The 18,827-nt window shown below is 73.0% G+C and carries 14 protein-coding genes; 8 read left to right on the forward strand and 6 right to left on the reverse strand.

Annotated features, from left to right (window positions below; genetic code table 11):
* Positions 1-2: 2 nt before the first annotated feature.
* Entirely contained in the window at positions 3-3,518 is a 3,516-nt protein-coding gene (gene metH, locus ACFF45_RS11050) for a methionine synthase (protein WP_381345242.1), read from the reverse strand.
* 324 nt (positions 3,519-3,842) lie between these two features.
* Between metH and ACFF45_RS11055 the strand changes: the two genes are divergently transcribed.
* From ACFF45_RS11055 to ACFF45_RS11075, 5 genes are all read left to right on the forward strand, one after another.
* Complete coding sequence (locus ACFF45_RS11055; protein ID WP_381345243.1) at positions 3,843-4,607, forward strand: IclR family transcriptional regulator; 765 nt, start codon at positions 3,843-3,845, stop codon at positions 4,605-4,607.
* Between the two features lie 366 nt (positions 4,608-4,973).
* Positions 4,974-5,780, forward strand: coding sequence for an MIP/aquaporin family protein (locus ACFF45_RS11060; RefSeq protein WP_381345245.1), 807 nt, complete (start codon positions 4,974-4,976; stop codon positions 5,778-5,780).
* Between the two features lie 77 nt (positions 5,781-5,857).
* Positions 5,858-7,399: a glycerol kinase GlpK gene (gene glpK / locus ACFF45_RS11065; RefSeq protein ID WP_381345247.1), complete on the forward strand. Its 1,542-nt coding sequence runs from the start codon at positions 5,858-5,860 to the stop codon at positions 7,397-7,399.
* 49 nt (positions 7,400-7,448) lie between these two features.
* Complete coding sequence (locus ACFF45_RS11070; RefSeq protein ID WP_381345248.1) at positions 7,449-9,065, forward strand: glycerol-3-phosphate dehydrogenase/oxidase; 1,617 nt, start codon at positions 7,449-7,451, stop codon at positions 9,063-9,065.
* Between the two features lie 304 nt (positions 9,066-9,369).
* A complete protein-coding gene (locus tag ACFF45_RS11075; protein ID WP_381345250.1) occupies positions 9,370-10,323 on the forward strand; it encodes a PAC2 family protein in 954 nt (317 codons plus the stop codon).
* A 95-nt stretch (positions 10,324-10,418) separates the two neighbouring features.
* Here ACFF45_RS11075 and mshC read toward each other — a convergent pair whose 3' ends face one another.
* The 4 genes from mshC to ACFF45_RS11095 form a co-directional block, all read right to left on the reverse strand.
* On the reverse strand, positions 10,419-11,648 hold the full coding sequence (gene mshC, locus ACFF45_RS11080) for a cysteine--1-D-myo-inosityl 2-amino-2-deoxy-alpha-D-glucopyranoside ligase (RefSeq protein ID WP_381345251.1): 1,230 nt from the start codon (positions 11,646-11,648) through the stop codon (positions 10,419-10,421).
* A 116-nt stretch (positions 11,649-11,764) separates the two neighbouring features.
* On the reverse strand, positions 11,765-12,583 hold the full coding sequence (locus ACFF45_RS11085; protein WP_381345253.1) for an Rv2133c family protein: 819 nt from the start codon (positions 12,581-12,583) through the stop codon (positions 11,765-11,767).
* Entirely contained in the window at positions 12,547-13,137 is a 591-nt protein-coding gene (locus ACFF45_RS11090; protein ID WP_381345254.1) for an Rv2134c family protein, read from the reverse strand. The genes ACFF45_RS11085 and ACFF45_RS11090 overlap by 37 nt, the downstream gene beginning before the upstream one ends.
* Before the next feature lie 122 nt (positions 13,138-13,259).
* Positions 13,260-13,946, reverse strand: a complete 687-nt coding sequence (locus ACFF45_RS11095; protein WP_381345256.1) for a histidine phosphatase family protein — start codon at positions 13,944-13,946, stop codon at positions 13,260-13,262.
* 62 nt (positions 13,947-14,008) lie between these two features.
* Between ACFF45_RS11095 and corA the strand changes: the two genes are divergently transcribed.
* Positions 14,009-15,004: a magnesium/cobalt transporter CorA gene (gene corA, locus ACFF45_RS11100; RefSeq protein ID WP_381345258.1), complete on the forward strand. Its 996-nt coding sequence runs from the start codon at positions 14,009-14,011 to the stop codon at positions 15,002-15,004.
* A 210-nt stretch (positions 15,005-15,214) separates the two neighbouring features.
* Here corA and ACFF45_RS11105 read toward each other — a convergent pair whose 3' ends face one another.
* Entirely contained in the window at positions 15,215-16,270 is a 1,056-nt protein-coding gene (locus tag ACFF45_RS11105) for an LLM class F420-dependent oxidoreductase (RefSeq protein WP_381345260.1), read from the reverse strand.
* Between the two features lie 171 nt (positions 16,271-16,441).
* Here ACFF45_RS11105 and ACFF45_RS11110 point away from each other — a divergent pair, with 171 nt between their 5' ends.
* Both ACFF45_RS11110 and ACFF45_RS11115 read left to right on the forward strand, forming a co-directional pair.
* The gene (locus ACFF45_RS11110; protein WP_381345261.1) at positions 16,442-17,428 is read left to right on the forward strand and encodes an aldo/keto reductase; all 987 of its coding nucleotides are present in this window, start codon (positions 16,442-16,444) and stop codon (positions 17,426-17,428) included.
* A partial coding sequence (locus ACFF45_RS11115; protein ID WP_381345263.1) for a helix-hairpin-helix domain-containing protein occupies positions 17,425-18,827 on the forward strand: 1,403 nt, incomplete at its 3' end. The genes ACFF45_RS11110 and ACFF45_RS11115, both read left to right, overlap by 4 nt.

An 18,827-nucleotide genomic window follows, 5' to 3' on the forward strand; every position in this document is an offset into this window, starting at 1 on the left:
CGTCACCGTGCGTTGAAGTACTTCGCCTCCGGGTGGTGGATGACGATCGCGTCGGTGGACTGCTCGGGGTGCAGCTGGAACTCCTCCGACAGCCGCACGCCGATCCGCTCCGGCTCCAGCAGGCCGGCGATCTTCGCCCGGTCCTCCAGGTCCGGACAGGCGCCGTAGCCCAGCGAGAAGCGGGCGCCGCGGTACTTCAGCGCGAACATGTCCTCGACGGCGGCCGGGTCCTCGCCGGCGAAGCCGAGCTCGGCGCGCACGCGCGCGTGCCAGTACTCGGCGAGCGCCTCGGCCAACTGCACGGACAGGCCGTGCAGTTCGAGGTAGTCGCGGTAGGAGTCGGACGCGAACAGCCGGGCGGTCTCCTCGCCGATCCGGGAGCCGACGGTGACGACCTGGAGGCCGACGACGTCCGTCTCGCCCGCCTCCTCCGGGCGGAAGAAGTCGGCCAGGCACAGCCGGCGGCCGCGGCGCTGGCGCGGGAAGGTGAAGCGGGTGCGCTCGTTGCCGGCCTCGTCCAGGATGATCAGGTCGTCGTCCTTGGAGACGCACGGGAAGTAGCCGTAGACGACGGCCGCCTCCAGCAGGTTCTCCGTCTGGAGCCGGTCCAGCAGCCCGCGCAGCCGGGGCCGGCCCTCGGTCTCGACCAGGTCCTCGTACGACGGCCCCTCGCCGGTGCGGGCCTGCTTCAGGCCCCACTGGCCCTTGAACAGCGCGCCCTCGTCCAGCCAGGACGCGTACTCCTTGAGCTGGATGCCCTTGACGACCCGGGTGCCCCAGAAGGGCGGCTCGGGGACCGGGTTGTCGGTGGCCACGTCGGAGCGGACGTGGCCCTCCTCCGGGCGCTCCTCGATCTCCACGGCGGCCGCCCGCACCCGGCGCTGCCTGAGCTCGGGCAGCTTGGCCCCCGGTACGCCCCGCTTGACGCCGATGAGGGCGTCCATCAGGCGCAGGCCCTCGAACGCGTCGCGGGCGTAGCGGACCTCGCCCTGGTAGATGTCGTGCAGGTCCTGCTCGACGTAGGCGCGGGTGAGCGCGGCGCCGCCGAGGATGACGGGGTAGGACGCGGCCAGTCCGCGCGAGTTCAGCTCCTCCAGGTTCTCCTTCATGATCACCGTGGACTTCACCAGGAGCCCGGACATGCCGATGACGTCGGCCCTGTGCTCCTCGGCGGCTTCCAGGATCGCGGAGACCGGCTGCTTGATACCGAGGTTGACGACGTTGTAGCCGTTGTTGGACAGGATGATGTCGACCAGGTTCTTGCCGATGTCGTGCACGTCGCCGCGCACGGTGGCCAGCACGATGGTGCCCTTGCCCTCGTCGTCCGTCTTCTCCATGTGCGGTTCCAGGTAGGCCACCGCGGCCTTCATCACCTCGGCGGACTGGAGCACGAACGGCAGCTGCATCTGGCCGGAGCCGAACAGCTCGCCGACGACCTTCATGCCCTCCAGGAGGGTGTCGTTGACGATGTCCAGGGCGGGCCGGTCCTGGAGGGCCTCGTCGAGGTCCCGCTCCAGGCCGTTGCGCTCGCCGTCGATGATCCGCCGCTGCAGGCGCTCCTCCAGCGGCAGCGCGGCCAGTTCCTCGGCCTTGCCCGCCTTCAGCGACTTCGCGGTGGCGCCCTCGAACAGCGCCATCAGCTTCTGCAGCGGGTCGTAGCCCTCACGGCGGCGGTCGTGGATCAGGTCCAGGGCGGTGGTGACCTGCTCCTCGTCGAAGCGGGCGATCGGCAGGATCTTGGAGGCGTGCACGATCGCCGAGTCCAGGCCGGCCTTGACGCACTCGTCGAGGAAGACGGAGTTGAGCAGGATCCGCGCGGCCGGGTTCAGGCCGAAGGAGATGTTCGACAGGCCCAGCGTGGTCTGCACGTCGGGGTGCCGGCGCTTGAGCTCGCGGATCGCCTCGATGGTGGCGATGCCGTCCCGGCGGGACTCCTCCTGGCCGGTGCAGATGGTGAAGGTGAGGCAGTCGATGAGGATGTCCTCCTCGCGGATGCCCCAGTTGCCGGTCAGGTCGGCGATGATCCGCTCGGCGATCTCGACCTTCTTCTCCGCGGTGCGGGCCTGGCCCTCCTCGTCGATGGTGAGGGCGATCAGCGCGGCGCCGTGCTCCTGGGCCAGCCCGGTGACCTTCGCGAAGCGGGACTCGGGGCCGTCGCCGTCCTCGTAGTTGACCGAGTTGATCACCGCGCGGCCGCCCAGCTTCTCCAGCCCGGCGCGGATCACGTCGACCTCGGTGGAGTCCAGCACGATCGGCAGCGTGGAGGCGGTGGCGAAACGGCCGGCCAGCTCCTCCATGTCGGCGACGCCGTCCCGGCCGACGTAGTCCACGCACAGGTCCAGCATGTGAGCGCCCTCGCGGATCTGCTCGCGGGCCATCTCCACGCAGTCGTCCCAGCGGCCGGCCAGCATGGCCTCGCGGAACTTCTTCGAGCCGTTGGCGTTGGTGCGCTCACCGATCGCCAGGTACGCGGTGTCCTGGCGGAACGGCACCGACTGGTACAGCGAGGCGGCACCCGGCTCCGGACGCGGGTCGCGCCCGGCCGGGGCGAGGCCGCGGACCCGCTCGACGACCTGGCGCAGGTGCTCGGGCGTGGTGCCGCAGCAGCCGCCGACCAGGGACAGGCCGTAGTCGCGGACGAAGTTCTCCTGCGCGTCGGCCAGCTCGGGCGCGCTCAGCGGGTAGTGGGCACCGGCCGCGGTCAGCACGGGCAGACCCGCGTTCGGCATGCACGACAGCGGGACGCGGGAGTGCCGGGCCAGGAAGCGCAGGTGCTCGCTCATCTCGGCCGGGCCGGTGGCGCAGTTCAGGCCGATCATGTCGATGCCGAGCGGCTCCAGCGCGGTCAGCGCGGCGCCGATCTCCGAGCCCAGCAGCATGGTGCCGGTGGTCTCGACGGTCACCGACACGATCAGCGGCACGTCGTACCCGGCCGTCTCCATCGCGCGGCGGGCGGCGACGACCGAGGCCTTGGTCTGGAGCAGGTCCTGCGTGGTCTCCACCAGCAGCGCGTCGGCGCCGCCGGCGAGCAGGCCCTCGGCGTTCTGCTGGTAGGCGTCGCGGATCGCCGCGAAAGTGGTGTGACCGAGGGTCGGCAGCTTGGTGCCGGGACCCATCGAACCCAGCACCCAGCGCTGCTGTCCGGTGCGCCGCGCGTAGTCGTCGGCGGTCTCGCGCGCGATCCGGGCGCCGGCCTCGGACAGCTCGGCGATGCGGTGGGCGATGTCGTACTCGCCGAGGGCCGACAGGTTCGCGCCGAAGGTGTTGGTCTCCACGCAGTCCACGCCCGCGTCGAAGTACGCCGAGTGCACGGAACGGACGATGTCCGGGCGGGTGGCGTTCAGGACCTCGTTGCAGCCCTCCAGGTCCTGGAAGTCCTCCAGCGTGGGGTCCTGCGCCTGGAGCATGGTGCCCATCGCCCCGTCGGCGACCACCACGCGGGTGGCGAGCGCCTCACGGAGCGCGGACGCACGGGTCCGGCTGTCGGCGGTGGAAGGGGACTGCGGCGACGAGGCCATGTGGAGGGCTCCCTGGAGTGCGACGGCTGTCGGCTTCGCGCTTCCCCCGGATACCCGTCCGGGACGTCCCGGGGAAGGGCGCACGCGGTCAGGGTAGCCGGGACCGGGCGCCTATGGTCAGGGTCGTCCACGGGTCGGACCGAATAGCGCCGGGCGGCGTCCGGGTCACGCCTCGATGACGCGGACACGGCACCTGCCGACCACTCATTGGCGAGATTTCGGCATGGACCGGTAGTGTTCGGCATTGCCGAACAGCGGACAGAGCCGTACAGCGAGCAGCGACGTCACGGCTGGACGGTCGAAGGGGACGGAGGCAGGACGGCGATGGCACGGAACATCCAGTCGCTCGAACGGGCGGCCGCGATGCTGCGCCTGCTCGCGGGCGGTGAGCGGCGGCTGGGCCTGTCGGACATCGCCTCGGCACTGAGCCTGGCCAAGGGCACGGCCCACGGCATCCTGCGCACCCTGCAGCAGGAGGGCTTCGTCGAGCAGGACGAGGCCTCCGGGCGCTACCAGCTGGGCGCCGAGCTGCTGCGGCTCGGCACCACCTACCTGGACGTGCACGAACTGCGCGCGCGGGCCCTGGTCTGGACCGACGACCTGGCCCGCGCCAGCGGTGAGAGCGTGCACCTGGGGGTGCTGCACCAGCAGGGCGTGCTGATCGTGCACCACGTCTTCCGGCCCGACGACAGCCGGCAGGTGCTGGAGATCGGCGCCATGCAGCCGCTGCACTCCACGGCCCTGGGCAAGGTGCTGTCGGCCTACGACCCGGTCGCGCACAGCGAGGCCGTGGAGTCCGACCGCAAGGCCTTCACCGACCGCACGGTGTGCGACCTGGGCGACTTCGAGCAGCTCCTGGACCTCACCCGCGCGCGGGGCTTCGCCGCGGACGTGGAGGAGACCTGGGAGGGCGTCGCCGCCATCGCCGCGCCCATCCACGACCGGCGGCGCATGCCGGTCGGCGCGGTCGGCGTCACCGGCGCGGTGGAGCGGCTCCGCCGGGACGGCGAGCTGCGGCCCGAGCTGATCGCCGCGGTCCGGGACTGCGCCCGCGCGGTCTCGCGCGACCTGGGCGCCGGGCGCTTCTGAGCCGCACGCCGGGCCTCCGAGCGGGCACCGCGGCACATCCACGGCACATTCGCACAGAAAGACCGGGACGCCACAGGGCGTCCCGGTACTCGACATACCCTAAAACGGGCATATAGCACATAAGGCGGCCCATGCGGCCCGCTCGCGCGACCCGTGGGCCCACACCTCAACACAACTCAGCACCCTCGCGCTTTCCGTGCGAGAACTCTTGACGGGCGCGTAACGCCGAAGCAAGACTCCCGTCCATCGGTCGGCATTGTCGAACAGCTATCGGCAATACGCGCTAGAGTGACAACGCCAAGGGGCCGATGGACCCCGGAAGGGACGCGGGGTCCCCCCTCCCCTGGACGGACAAAGGAGTCGCGGGTGTCCAGCTCCGACATCTTCATCGGCGAGACCATCGGTACCGCCATACTCATCCTCCTCGGCGGAGGCGTCGTCGCCGCCGTGGTCCTGAAGGCCTCCAAGGCCCGCAACGCCGGCTGGCTCGCGATCGCCTTCGGGTGGGGTTTCGCGGTGCTCACGGCCGTCTACATCTCGGCGCCGCTGTCCGGCGCCCACATCAACCCGGCCGTCACGCTCGGCATCGCGATCACGAGCGGCGACTGGAGCAATGTCCCGGTCTACCTGGGCGGGCAGCTGCTCGGCGCCATGATCGGCGCGACGCTGGTCTGGCTCGCCTACTACGGGCAGTTCCACGCACACCTCACCGACAGGGAGATCGTGGGCGCCGCCGCCGACGCGCGGGCCACGCCGGCCAAGGCGGCCAAGGCGGTGGAGGCACGGGAGAAGGGTGCCGGCCCGGTGCTCGGCATCTTCTCCACCGGACCGGAGATCCGCAACGCGGCGATGAACCTCGCCACGGAGATCATCGGTACGTTCGTGCTGGTCCTCGCCGTCCTCACGCAGGGCCTGAACGACAACGGCAACGGCCTGGGCACCCTCGGCGGTCTGATGGTCGCCCTCGTGGTGGTCGCCGTCGGCCTCTCCCTGGGCGGCCCGACGGGGTACGCCATCAACCCCGCACGTGACCTCGGTCCGCGGATCGTGCACGCCCTGCTGCCGCTGCCCAACAAGGGCGGGTCCGACTGGGGCTACGCCTGGATCCCGGTGGTCGGCCCGCTGATCGGCGCCGCAGCCGCCGCGGGCCTGTACAACGTCGCGTTCGCCTAGAGCGGGTACGACCGCTCCCGCAGCCGCAAGCACCACCGCAACCAGCCCCGGACCACACGGACCTCCAGGAGCGCACAGTGACCGACGCCCACACCGCCGGCCCCTTCGTCGCAGCCATCGACCAGGGCACGACCTCCAGCCGCTGCATCGTCTTCGACCGGGACGGCCGCATCGTCTCGGTCGACCAGAAGGAGCACGAGCAGATCTTCCCCAAGCCCGGCTGGGTCGAGCACGACGCCATCGAGATCTGGACCAACGTCCAGGAGGTCGTCGCCGGAGCCGTCGAGAAGGCGGGCATCACCCGGGACGACATCAAGGCGATCGGCATCACCAACCAGCGCGAGACCACCGTGCTGTGGGACCGCAACACCGGTGAGCCCGTCCACAACGCCATCGTCTGGCAGGACACCCGCACGGACGCCCTCTGCCGGGAGCTCGGGCGCAACGCCGGCCAGGACCGCTTCCGCCGGGAGACCGGTCTGCCCCTCGCCTCCTACTTCGCCGGCCCCAAGGCCCGCTGGCTGCTCGACAACGTCGAGGGCCTGCGCGAGCGCGCCGAGGCCGGGGACATCCTCTTCGGCACCATGGACACCTGGGTCATCTGGAACCTGACCGGCGGCGTCGACGGCGGCCACCACGTCACCGACGTCACCAACGCCTCGCGCACCCTGCTGATGAACCTGCACACCATGCAGTGGGACGAGAAGATCGCCGAGTCCATCGGCGTCCCGCCGGCGATGCTGCCGGAGATCCGCTCGTCCGCCGAGGTGTATGGCGAGATCACCGGCGGCAAGCTGGGCGGCCTGCTCGGCGGCGTCCCGGTCGCCTCCGCCCTGGGCGACCAGCAGGCGGCCCTGTTCGGGCAGACCTGCTTCTCCGAGGGCGAGGCCAAGTCGACGTACGGCACCGGCACCTTCATGGTGATGAACACCGGTGACAAGATCATCGACTCCTGCAGCGGGCTGCTGACCACCGTCGGCTACCGGATCGGCGACGAGCAGCCGGTCTACGCCCTGGAGGGCTCGATCGCCGTCACGGGCGCGCTGGTGCAGTGGATGCGCGACCAGATGGGCCTGATCTCCACCGCCGCCGAGATCGAGACGCTCGCGCTGTCCGTCGAGGACAACGGCGGCGCCTACTTCGTGCCGGCCTTCTCCGGCCTGTTCGCCCCGTACTGGCGCTCCGACGCCCGCGGCGTGATCGCCGGCCTGACCCGGTACGTCACCAAGGCGCACCTCGCGCGCGCCGTGCTGGAGGCCACCGCCTGGCAGACGCGGGAGATCGCCGACGCCATGACCAAGGACTCCGGTGTCGAGCTCACCGCCCTCAAGGTCGACGGCGGTATGACCTCCAACAACCTGCTGATGCAGACGCTCTCGGACTTCCTGGACGCCCCCGTGGTGCGCCCGATGGTCGCCGAGACCACCTGCCTCGGCGCCGCCTACGCCGCCGGCCTCGCCGTCGGCTTCTGGAACAGCACCGACGACCTGCGCGCCAACTGGCGGCGGGCCGCCGAGTGGACCCCCCGCATGGACGCGGCCGACCGCGACCGCGCGTACAAGAACTGGCTCAAGGCCGTCGAGCGGACCATGGGCTGGCTCGACGAAGACGAGAGCTGATCCGGACGAGGGCCGACGCACGTCGGCCGACGAGGAGCAAGAACCCGACATGACCAGCCAGTCCACCCTGCAGTCCGTGCCTGCCCTGGGCACGCACCCGGCCTCCGGCTCGAACCCGAGCCGCGCCGAGACCCGGGAGCAGCTCGCCAGGGCGTCGTACGACCTTCTCGTGATCGGCGGCGGCATCCTGGGCATCTCCACCGCCTGGCACGCCGCGCAGTCCGGCCTCAGGGTGGCGCTGGTCGACGCCGGCGACTTCGCCGGCGCCACCTCTTCCGCCTCCTCCAAGCTGCTCCACGGCGGCCTGCGCTACCTGCAGAGCGGCGCGGTGAAGCTGGTGGCGGAGAACCACTTCGAGCGCCGTGCGGTCTCCCGCCAGGTGGCTCCCCACCTGGCGAACCCGCTCACCTTCTACCTCCCCGTGTACAAGGGCGGCCCGCACGGGGCCGCCAAGCTCGGCGCGGGCGTGTTCGCGTACTCGATGCTGTCCGCCTTCGGTGACGGCGTCGGCCACCTGCTCTCCCCGGCCAAGGCGCGGGCGGACGTGCCCGAGCTGCGCACCGAGAACCTCAAGGCCGTCGCGGTGTACGGCGACGACCAGATGAACGACGCCCGGATGGCGCTGATGACGGTCCGCGCGGCCGTCGAGGCGGGGGCGGTCGTCCTGAACCACGCCGAGGTCACCGGCCTGCGCTTCACCCGGGGCCGGGTGACCGGCGCCGAGCTGAGGGATCGCCGGTCCGGCGCCGAGTTCGGCGTCGGCGCCCGCCTGGTGCTGAACGCGACCGGCCCGTGGGTCGACCACCTGCGCCGGATGGAGGACCCGAATGCCGCCCCGTCGATCCGCCTGTCGAAGGGCGCGCATCTGGTCCTGAGGCGCACCTCCCCCTGGAAGGCGGCGCTCGCCACCCCGATCGACAAGTACCGCATCACCTTCGCCCTGCCCTGGGAGGACATGCTGCTGCTCGGCACGACCGACGAGGTCTACGAGGGCGACCCGGCGGACGTGGCGGTCAACGACAAGGACATGGCCCAGATCCTCGACGAGGCCGCGTTCTCCGTCCGCGACCAGCAGCTCCACCGGGACCTGATCACGTACGCCTTCGCGGGTCTGCGGGTGCTGCCGGGCGGTCCCGGCGACACCGCCAGGGCCAAGCGGGAGACGGTGGTCACCGAGGGGCGCGGCGGGATGCTGTCCGTCGCGGGCGGCAAGTGGACCACCTTCCGCCACATCGGCCGCACGATCATGAAGAAGCTGGAGTCGCTGCCGGGCCACCCGCTCGGCGAGGACATCGAGCCGGTCTCCGCGCTGCCGAGGAAGCTGCCCCTGCCGGGCGTCGCCAACCCGCGCGCGGTCGCCCACCGGCTGCTGGTCGACGGCCCCGCCCCCGGCCCGGGCATGGCGGCGGACACCGCCAGGCACCTGGCCACGCACTACGGTTCGCTGGCGTTCGACATCGCCCGCATCGCCAACGAGAACCCCGAGCTCGCCCGGCGCGTCCACCCCGACGCCCCGGAGATCTGGGCACAGGTGGTCTGGGCCCGCGACCACGAGTGGGCCGAGACCGCGGACGACGTGCTGCGCCGCCGCACGACCCTGACGATCCGCGGCCTCGCCTCGGACGACGTCCGGGCGAAGGTGCGGGACCTGCTCGACGAGAAGTAGGCGGTACGGCGGACAGGGTCGGCCCTCCGCGGTGGGGCCGACCCTGTCCGCCGCGGAACTGGACGCGCTGACGGCCCGGTCGGCGCGCCACGGGGCACCTCGCCGGCGTGCGGCAGGAGCCGGCCGGCGCCCCGTCGGCACGCGGGTGCCGCCCCGTCACAGCTCGGTCGAATCGCGGGGTGTCCGGGGGTGGCGAACGGGGCAGTGATCCGTTCACTCCCCCGTGCGAGGGGGCTGCGGGCGCCCCCGCCGCACGCCGTAAGGTTGGGGCGTCAAGCGAGGGCACGTCGGAAGGAGGCACTGGGTGATCGAGCTCGAGGGGGTTCCCGAGCTGATCGACCCGGTCATGGTGGCCGCGTTCGAGGGCTGGAACGATGCCGGCGACGCCGCCTCCACCGCGGTCGCGCATCTGGAGCGGGAGTGGAAGGGCGAGGTGTTCGCGGCACTCGACGCCGAGGACTACTACGACTTCCAGGTGAACCGGCCCACGGTGTGGATGGATGCCGGCGTCCGCAAGATCACCTGGCCGACGACAAGGTTGTCGGTGGTGCGGGTCGGCGGCGAGAAGCCGCGCGACCTGGTGCTGGTCCGCGGCATCGAACCGTCCATGCGCTGGCGCTCGTTCTGCAACGAGCTGCTCGGCTTCGCGCACGAGCTGGGCGTGGAGCTGGTGGTGATCCTCGGCGCGCTGCTCGGCGACACCCCGCACACCCGTCCGGTCCCGATCAGCGGGACCACGTCCGACCCGGACCTGGCCCGCCGGATGGACCTGGAGGAGACCAAGTACGAGGGCCCGACGGGCATCGTCGGCGTCCTCCAGGAGGCGTGCACGCACGCGGGCGTCCCGGCGGTGTCGCTCTGGGCCGCCGTACCGCACTACGTCTCCCAGCCGCCCAACCCCAAGGCGACGCTGGCCCTCCTCAACCGCCTGGAGGACCTGATCGACGTGCGCATCCCGCTGGGCGAGCTGCCCGAGGACGCGCGCGCCTGGCAGGTGGGCGTGGACCAGCTGGCCGCCGAGGACAGCGAGGTCGCCGAGTACGTCCAGACGCTGGAGGAGGCCCGCGACACCGCGGAGCTGCCGGAGGCGTCGGGCGAGGCCATCGCCCGTGAGTTCGAGCGGTATCTGCGGCGCCGGGACGGCGGCGGCAACGCGCCGGGCGGACACGCCACCGCGGACGGCGGGGACAGCCCGCCGTACCTGCGGGACAAGCGCCCGCCGAAGCCGGGCAACGAGGACGAGGACCCGGAGGACTGAGCGCACCACGCCCGTGGGCCCCCCCCTCCCCTCGGAGGCGGCGGCCCACGGGCGTGGTGCGCGCGGGAACGCCCGCGCCGGGTACCAGAGCTGTGCTAGAGCGCCACGCCGAGCAGCGCGTCCACCGTGCGGGTCACGACGCCGGGCGCGCCCGTGTCCGTACCGCCCTGCTCGTGCTGCCGGGCCGCCCAGCGGTCGACCGCGACGAGCGCGGCCGGAGCGTCCAGGTCCTCGGCCAGGGCCTCGCGGACCTCCTCGACCAGCGCGTCCGCGCTCGGCCCGTCGGGCCGGGAGACGGCGGAGCGCCAGCGGTCCAGCCGGGCCACGGCGTCCTGGAGCACCTGGTCGGTCCACTCCCAGTCGGCCCGGTAGTGGTGGGCGAGCAGGGCGAGCCGGATCGCGGCCGGGTCGACGCCCTCGCGGCGCAACTGCGAGACGAAGACCAGGTTGCCCTTGGACTTGGACATCTTCTCGCCGTCCAGGGCGACCATGCCGGCGTGCACGTACGCCTTGGCCATGGGGAACGCGCCGGTGAGCACCTGGGCGTGCGAGGCGCCCATCTCGTGGTGCGGGAAGGCGAGGTCGGAGCCGCCGCCCTGGACGTCGAAGCCCATGCCCAGGTGGTCCAGGGCGATGGCGACGCACTCGATGTGCCAGCCGGGCCGGCCGCGGCCGAGGGACCCGCCGTCCCAGCTCGGCTCGCCGTCGCGGGCCGCCATCCACAGCATCGGGTCGAGCGGGTTCTTCTTGCCCGGGCGGTCCGGGTCGCCGCCGCGCTCGGCGGACAGCAGCCGCATGGCGGCGGCGTCGAGGCGCGAGACCTGCCCGAAGTGCGGGTCGGACTCGACGGAGAAGTAGACGTCGCCCTCGAGTTCGTAGGCGGCGCCCATCTCCCGCAGCCGCTCCACCAGCGGCACGATGCCGGGTATCGCCTCCACCGCGCCGACGTAGTGCGCCGGGGGCAGCATCCGCAGGGCGGTCATGTCCTCCCGGAACAGCGCGGTCTCCCGCTCGGCGAGGTCGACCCAGTCGATGCCGTCGCGGTCCGCCCGCTCCAGGAGGGGGTCGTCGACGTCGGTGACGTTTTGCACGTACTGGACCTGCCGCTTGGTGTCGAGCCACACGCGCTGCACGAGGTCGAACGCGTTGTAGGTCGCCGCGTGACCCAGATGGGTCGCGTCGTACGGGGTGATGCCGCAGACGTAGATACGGGCGACGGGACCGGGGTCGAGGGCGACGAGGCCCCCGCTCGCGGTGTCGTGGATCCTCAGGTCGCGGCCCTTGCCAGGCAGGGCGGGGACCTCAGAAGCGGGCCAGGCATGCATGCCATGAGCCTAACCGGACTGGAGTTCCGGATACGAACCGGACCAGGCCGGATGGCCGGGAAGGCGCTCTTGCGCACAGCGCCCGGATGTGCCTGCCGCACGTGCGGGCACGGCCCTCACACCGGCGGCCACGGGATGGCCGGCCACTCGCCGCTCGGCTCCGGGTGCACCCCGGTGGCGAGCAGGACGCCGACCCGCGCGCGGGTGGCCTCGATCTCGGCGTCGGTGATCAGCGCGCCCAGCCGCTCGGCGAGCGCCCCGCCCGCCTTCAGCTCCCCCTGGAGCCGCTGGAGGACCTCCACGGCCTCGGCGGTGAGCGGCTCGCCCGCCCAGCCCCACAGCAGCGTGCGCAGCTTGTTCTCGACGTTGAAGGTGACCCCGTGGTCGATGCCGTACAGCCGTCCGTCCCCGGCGGGCAACAGGTGGCCGCCCTTGCGGTCCGCGTTGTTGAGCACGGCGTCCAGCACGGCGAGCCGCCGCAGCCGCTCGTCGTCGGCGTGCACCAGCAGCGCCGTCCGGTCCTCGCCGACGTCCGCGAGCCCGATCGCCTTCCAGCCCGGCGCGGGCTCCTCGGCGTCGACGAGGGCGAGCAGCTCGGCGTCGGGCAGCGCCTCGATCCACAGCTGGCACATGCCCTCGCCGTACGGACCGTCGCGCAGCACGGTGGGCGGGACCAGGCCCCAGCCGGTCGCCTCGGAGACGGCGTACGCGGCGACCTCGCGCTGGGCGAGGGTGCCGTCGGGGAAGTCCCACAGCGGCCGCTCGCCCGCGACGGGCTTGTAGACGCAGGCGGCCTCCCGGCCGTCCTGCGCGACCGCGCAGTACAGCGCCGCGTTGGAGGCGTCGCGGATGCGGCCGCGCACGGTCAGCTCGCCGGTGGCGAGCAGCTGCTCGGAGGTCATGCCCCGCGGCGGTATCCGTTCTGGCGCGGACATACGTGTCCTTCCGGGTCGAGCGGCAGGCTGCACAGCGGGCAGGGTGGCCGGCCGGCGTTGACGACGTCGAGGGCACGTTTGGCGAAGGCGCGGGCCTGCGCGCCGGTGAGCCGGACCCGCAGCATCGGGGGGCCGTTCTCCTCGTCCTGGAGGAGCCGCTCCTCGGCCTCGGCGAGGTCCTCCTCGGTGTCGGCGTCGAGCTCCACCAGCGCCTGTGCCTCGACGATCATGCGCTGTTCCTCGCCGTCCCAGGCGAGGGCCATGGTGCCGACCCGGAACTCCTCCTCGACGGGGGTCTCCAGGGGGGCGCTGTCGGCGGCCTCGGCGGGGGCCACGGCCGGCACGGCGGCACCGCCGCCGCTGCGCCGCACCACCTCGTCGAGGAGCTCGTCCATGCGCTCGGCGAGCGCTGCGACCTGGGTCTTCTCCAGGGCCACGCTGGTCACGCGGGCACCGGCGGTGGCCTGGAGGAAGAAGGTACGGCGCCCGGGCAGTCCGACCGTACCGGCCACGAAGCGGTCCGGGGGGTCGTAGAGGAACACCTGACGGGACACGTCCTGTCTCCATTGATCGTAAGTCGACTTCGGCTTCGGGACCGACCGGCCCGCCGTGCGGGCGCTCGGCCGCGGACAAGTACGGCGTTACTGCGACCGCTTCACCCTACTGCGGCCGACGATCACGGTGCGCCCGCACCGCCCCCGACCGGTGCGTCCTCGGCGGGCGGCGTTCCGCGCGGAACGAGGGACGCGAGGTCGCCGGTGTCCCCGAGGCGCACGAGAAAGGGTCGCAGACGGGTGTAACGGACGGCGGTGATGGAACACGGTTCTACGGAGATCCGCTGGAAGAGGTCGAGATGAAGTCCGAGTGCATCGGCGACGAGCGCCTTGATGATGTCCCCGTGCGAGCACATGAGGTACACGGCGTCGGCGCCGTGATCGCGCTCCACGCGCGCGTTCCACTCCCGTACCGCCTCGGCGGCGCGGTGCTGCATCGCCCGCATCGACTCGCCGCCCGGGAACACGGCCGCCGTCGGGTGGGCCTGCACCACCTCCATCAGCGGCTCGCCGGCGAGGTCGGCGAGCTTGCGCCCGGACCAGTCGCCGTAGTGGCACTCCCCGATCCGCTCGTCGGTGTGCGCGCGCAGTCCGGGGCGGGCGTCGAGCAGCGGCCGGACCGTTTCCTGGCAGCGTTGCAGCGGGCTGGTGACGACCTCGGCGATCGGCAGCTCGGCGAGCCGCCCGGGCAGCGCGGCGGCCTGCGCGGCCCCGCGTTCGTCGAGGGCGACCCCGGGCGTCCACCCGGCGAGCAGTCCCTCGGTGTTGGCGGTGGAGCGTCCGTGCCGGACGAGGATCAACGTGGGCATGCGGCCCAGGGTAGGCGCAGGTCCGGCCGCGGCGTTCCGGCGGCGAGGGGGGAATACGCTCCGTGATCGTCGACTGCGCCATCTACCGTGACGGGCACCGGGCGCGGGGCCCCGAGGACCTCTCGGCCGCGCTGGCCGAGGCGCGCTCGGTCGGCGGGTTCGTGTGGATCGGTCTGCACGAGCCGAGCGAGCGGGAGTTCGAACTGGTCAGCGAGGAGTTCGCGCTGCATCCGCTGGCTGTCGAGGACGCCCTGAAGGCGCACCAGCGGCCCAAGCTTGAGGTGTACGACGACTCGCTGTTCATGGTCCTGAAGCCGGTCGCGTACGAGCCGGAGAGCGACGCCGTCTCCACCGGCGAGGTGATGATCTTCCTGGGGGACGGCTTCGTGGTGACCGTCCGGCACGGCGTGGACTCGCCGCTGGCCGCCGTGCGCCACCGGCTGGAACAGGAGCCGGAACTGCTCGGCAAGGGCCCCACCTCCGTGCTGTACGCCGTCGCCGACGCGACCGTGGACCACTACCTGGACGTGGCGGCCGAGTTGCAGACCGACCTGGAGGAGCTGGAGGCGGAGGTCTTCTCGCCGGACGTCGGCGGTTCGCGGAACTCCGCGTCCCGGATCTACGGCTTCAAGCGGCAGGTCATGGAGTTCCGGCGGGCCACCGGGCCGTTGGGCATGCCGCTGACCCGGCTCGCGGGCATGGGCTCCTTCGGTGCCGCGGTGCCCTTCGTGGACGAGAAGGCGCGGCCCTTCTTCCGCGACGTCAACGACCACCTCACGCGCGTGAACGAGTCCGTGGAGGCCCTGGACCGGCTGGTGTCGGACATCCTGTCGGCGCATCTGGCGCAGATGAGCGTCCGGCAGAACGACGACATGCGGAAGATCTCCGCGTGGGCGGCCATGGCCGCGATCCCGACGATGCTCGCCGGGGTCTACGGCATGAACTTCGAGCACATGCCGGAGCTGCGCTGGGCGTGGGCCTATCCGGCGGTGATCGCGCTGATGGCCGCCCTGGAGGTGGTCGTCTACCGGACGTTCAGACAGCGGGGCTGGATGTGAGGGCCCGGGATGTCGCCGCGGGCCGGGCGCGGCGGCGGCCGGACCGGCCGCCCGGGGCGTCGCCTCGGCGCGGCGTCCGGGCCGGGCGGCGGGGCGGGCCGGGCGCGTAACCGCCTGCGGGCCGGGACGTTAACAGCGGTGACGGGCGTGGCGGGGAAGACCCCCGAGCCCCCACCACGGCCGTGGAGACCTCTTCGGCGCTACGCCGCGTTACGCGAGCCCGGCCCGCTCCAGCGCCTCGGAGCCCGCCCGCAGCGACGCCAGCCGCTCGTCCAGCGTGAAACCCGCGGGCGCCAGCGACAGCGTGGTGACCCCGGCCTGCGCGTAGGCCTTCATCCGGTCGGCGATGCGGTCCACCGAGCCGAGCAGTGCGGTCTGATCGATCAGCTCGTGCGGAACGGCGGCCGCGGCGCCCTGCTTGTCGCCGGACAGGTACTTCTCCTGGATCTCGGCGGCCTGCCGCTCGTAGCCCATGCGCCGGGCGAGCTGGTTGTAGAAGTTCTGCTCGGGGCTGCCCATCCCGCCGACGTACAGGGCGGTGTGGGGGCGGAAGGTGTCGGCGAGGGCGGCCACGTCCTGGTCGTCGCCGACGGCGAGGGGCAGGGTCGGGCAGACGTCGAAGCCGTCCATGGTCCGGCCCGCCTTCTCGCGCCCCGCGCGCAGGTGCCTGATCGCGGTGTCCTCCAGGTGTTCGGCGGACGGGAAGATCAGCAGGGCGCCGTCGGCGATCTCGCCGGTCTGCTCCAGGTTCCTGGGGCCGATCGCGGCGATGTACAGCGGGACGTGCTCGCGCCGCGGGTGGACGGTGAGCTTGATCGGCTTGCCGGGGCCGCCGGGCAGCGGGAGCGTCCAGTGCTCGCCGTCGTAGGTGAGGCGCTCGCGGGTCATCGCCTTGCGCACGATCTCGACGTATTCGCGGGTGCGGGCCAGCGGCTTGTCGAACGTGACGCCGTACCAGCCCTCGGAGACCTGCGGGCCGGAGACGCCGAGGCCGAGGCGGAACCGGCCGCCGGACAGCGAGTCCAGGGTGGCGGCGGTCATCGCGGTCATCGCGGGCTGACGGGCCGGGATCTGGAAGATGGCCGAACCGACGTCGATGCGTTCGGTCTGCGCGGCGACCCAGCTGAGCACGGTGGCGGCGTCGGAGCCGTACGCCTCGGCGGCCCAGCAGACGGCGTACCCGAGGCGGTCGGCCTCCTGGGCCACGGCGAGGTTGTCCGCGTCCATCCCGGCACCCCAGTAGCCGAGGTTGATCCCGAGCTGCATGACCTTCCCCTTACTGATCAGTAACGTCCGTTGTGGCGTCGACCTTAGCGTGGGGGTGGTGGATCGCCCAGGGCGCAGGGTGGGCGGGCCCGTCGCGTCGGCCCGGATCAGGGAAATCGGTTGTCCACAGGCAACCCACGGCATCAGTTCTGGCCAGTAATCTCGGCGGACATGGAGCAGAGGCATCTCGGCCGCACCGGCCTGCGTGTGTCACGGATCGGACTCGGCACCCTGACCTGGGGGCGGGACACCGACGAGCACGACGCCGCGGACCTGCTGAAGACGTTCTGGGAGGCCGGCGGGACGCTCGTCGACACCGCCGACGTCTACGGGAACGGCGAGGCCGAGTACCTGCTCGGACGGCTCATGGAAGGACTGGTGCCGCGTGCGGACCTGGTGCTGTCGACCAAGGCCGGGAGCGCGCCGGACCCGGACCGGCGGTTCGACGGGTCGCGGGGGCACCTGCTGGCCGCGCTCGACGCCTCGCTCACCCGGCTCGGCACGGACCACGTCGACGTGTGGCACGTCCACGCCTTCGACCCCGGCACCCCGCTGGAGGAGACGCTGCAGGCGCTGGACCTCGCGGTCAGCAGCGGGCGGGCGCGCTACGCGGGGGTCGCCAACTTCTGCGGCTGGCAGCTGGCGAAGGCGGCGACCTGGCAGCTGGCGGCGCCGGGGGCGCGGACCCGGCTGGCGAGCACGCAGCTGGAGTACTCGCTGCTCCAGCGCGGCGTCGAGCGGGAGGTGCTGCCGGCCGCGCGGGACCTGGGTGTGGGGCTGCTGCCGTCCTCCCCGCTGGGGCGCGGTGTGCTCACCGGCAAGTACCGGGGCAACGCCCTGCCGCCGGACTCGCGGGGCGCCTCGGACTATCTGGCGCCCTTCGTGGAGCCGTACCTGGACGACACCGCGAGCCGCATCGTGGACGCCGTGGCGACCGCGGCGGACGGGCTGGCGGTCACTCCCCTCCAGGTGGCCCTCGCCTGGGTGCGGGACCGGCCCGGCGTGGTGGCCCCGATCGTCGGCGCGCGCACCGCGCAGCAGCTCACGGCGGCGTTGTCAGTGGAGGCGCTTAGTCTTCCTGACGAGATCTGCCGGGCGCTGGACGATGTGTCGGCGCCCGTGCACCGCTATCCCGATCACGACTGGAGCACGCTGTGAGCACGGAGCCGGAGACCACCGGGGACGCCGAGCCGAGGAAGCCGGACGCCGCGGAGACCGAGGCTGCGGAGACCGAGGCCGGGCGGACGGGGGTCGGCGAGGGGGAGCCGGCCGCGGGCACCGGGGGGCGTGCGGTGTCGGAGACCGAGGCCGAGCTCGCGGCCCAGCGGCTGGAGCGGGAGCGGATCGAGCGGCGCAAGGCGGAGAAGCAGGGGCCCGTCGAGGCCGGCGGCAAGCTCAGCGGGAAGGCGGCCGAACTGCTCGCGGCGGTACGCGCGGTGGAGAGCGGGGAGCGGCCGCCCGCGACCGTGTTCGAGGAGCCGCCGCCCCGGCGGCAGGCCCCGGAGCCGGTCCGGCGGACGCAGCCCGTGGTGCCCGTCGCGGTGGGCGCGCCCGCGCCCGGGACCGTCGAGGGGGTACGGCGCGTGCTGGCCCGGGGAGGTGCTCCCGAGGCGCTCGCCGGGCAGGTCGCGGCGGTCCTGGGCGAGGCGGCGGAGGAGCGACTGCGGGCCGACCCCTGGCAGTTGTTGCGGGTCGGCGGGGTGCGGCCGGAGCAGGCCGACGGTTTCGCGCGGGCACTGCTGGGGCCGGAGTGCGGACCCGGCGACGAGCGGCGGGGGCGGGCGGTCACCGTCTGGCTCCTGGAGCAGGCGGCGCTCGCCGGGCACACCGCGCTGGAGATGCCGGCGCTGACCGCCGCACTGGCCCAGCGGGGGGTGCCGGATCCGGACGGGGCCGTCCAGGGCGCGCTCGCCGAGGGAGACGCCCTCGCCTTCCAGGACGGCCTGGAGGAGAGCGGGGAGGAGACCGAGGGTGCGGGCGCGGACGAGGGTGCGGAGCGTCCCGTCCGGGTCCTGGTCGGGCTGGAGCGGTACGCGCTCGCGGAGGAGAGCCTGGCCGACGGTCTGGCCCGGCTGATCAACTCCGCGCCCGGGGAGGACGGTTCGGGCGAGGCGTGGGAGCGGGCGGCGGCCGGTGCGCGGGGGGCGGCCGCCGAGGTGATCCGGGCGGCCGCCGGGCACGGGCTGGTGCTGCACACCGGCGGGGACGCGTCCCGCGCCGAGACGGCGGAGCTGGTACGGGCGGCCCGGCGGATCGGCCTGCGGGCCTGGGCAGCCGCGCACAGCCCGGTCGGCCGGGAGCGGTTCGCGACGCTGGTGGGCGGAGCGGGGACTGCCGGTGGCGCGGTGACCGGGTCGGCACCGGTCGCCGGACCGGAGGGCGGGCCGGCGGCGGTCGGCGGGCCGGGGGCCCGGGCGGGCATGGCCGGTGGGCCGGACGCCGGGCCGGAGGGCGGACCGGCGACGGCCGGTGGCACGGCGATCGGGGCGGCGCCGGTGGCCGGACCGGAGGCCCGGGCGGACGCTGCCCGCGGGCCGGACGCCGGGCAGGCCACCGT

The sequence above is a fragment of the Streptomyces cinereospinus genome, from assembly GCF_042430725.1.
GTDB lineage: Bacteria > Actinomycetota > Actinomycetes > Streptomycetales > Streptomycetaceae > Streptomyces > Streptomyces cinereospinus.

What these genes read in the sequence shown, in the direction of transcription:
- metH (WP_381345242.1), bottom strand. Translation starts at nt 3,518, where the DNA reads ATGGCCTCGTCGCCGCAGTCCCCTTCCACCGCCGACAGCCGGACCCGT.
- ACFF45_RS11055 (WP_381345243.1), top strand. Translation starts at nt 3,843, where the DNA reads ATGGCACGGAACATCCAGTCGCTCGAACGGGCGGCCGCGATGCTGCGC.
- ACFF45_RS11070 (WP_381345248.1), top strand. Translation starts at nt 7,449, where the DNA reads ATGACCAGCCAGTCCACCCTGCAGTCCGTGCCTGCCCTGGGCACGCAC.
- mshC (WP_381345251.1), bottom strand. Translation starts at nt 11,648, where the DNA reads ATGCATGCCTGGCCCGCTTCTGAGGTCCCCGCCCTGCCTGGCAAGGGC.
- ACFF45_RS11085 (WP_381345253.1), bottom strand. Translation starts at nt 12,583, where the DNA reads ATGTCCGCGCCAGAACGGATACCGCCGCGGGGCATGACCTCCGAGCAG.
- ACFF45_RS11095 (WP_381345256.1), bottom strand. Translation starts at nt 13,946, where the DNA reads ATGCCCACGTTGATCCTCGTCCGGCACGGACGCTCCACCGCCAACACC.
- ACFF45_RS11105 (WP_381345260.1), bottom strand. Translation starts at nt 16,270, where the DNA reads ATGCAGCTCGGGATCAACCTCGGCTACTGGGGTGCCGGGATGGACGCG.
- ACFF45_RS11110 (WP_381345261.1), top strand. Translation starts at nt 16,442, where the DNA reads ATGGAGCAGAGGCATCTCGGCCGCACCGGCCTGCGTGTGTCACGGATC.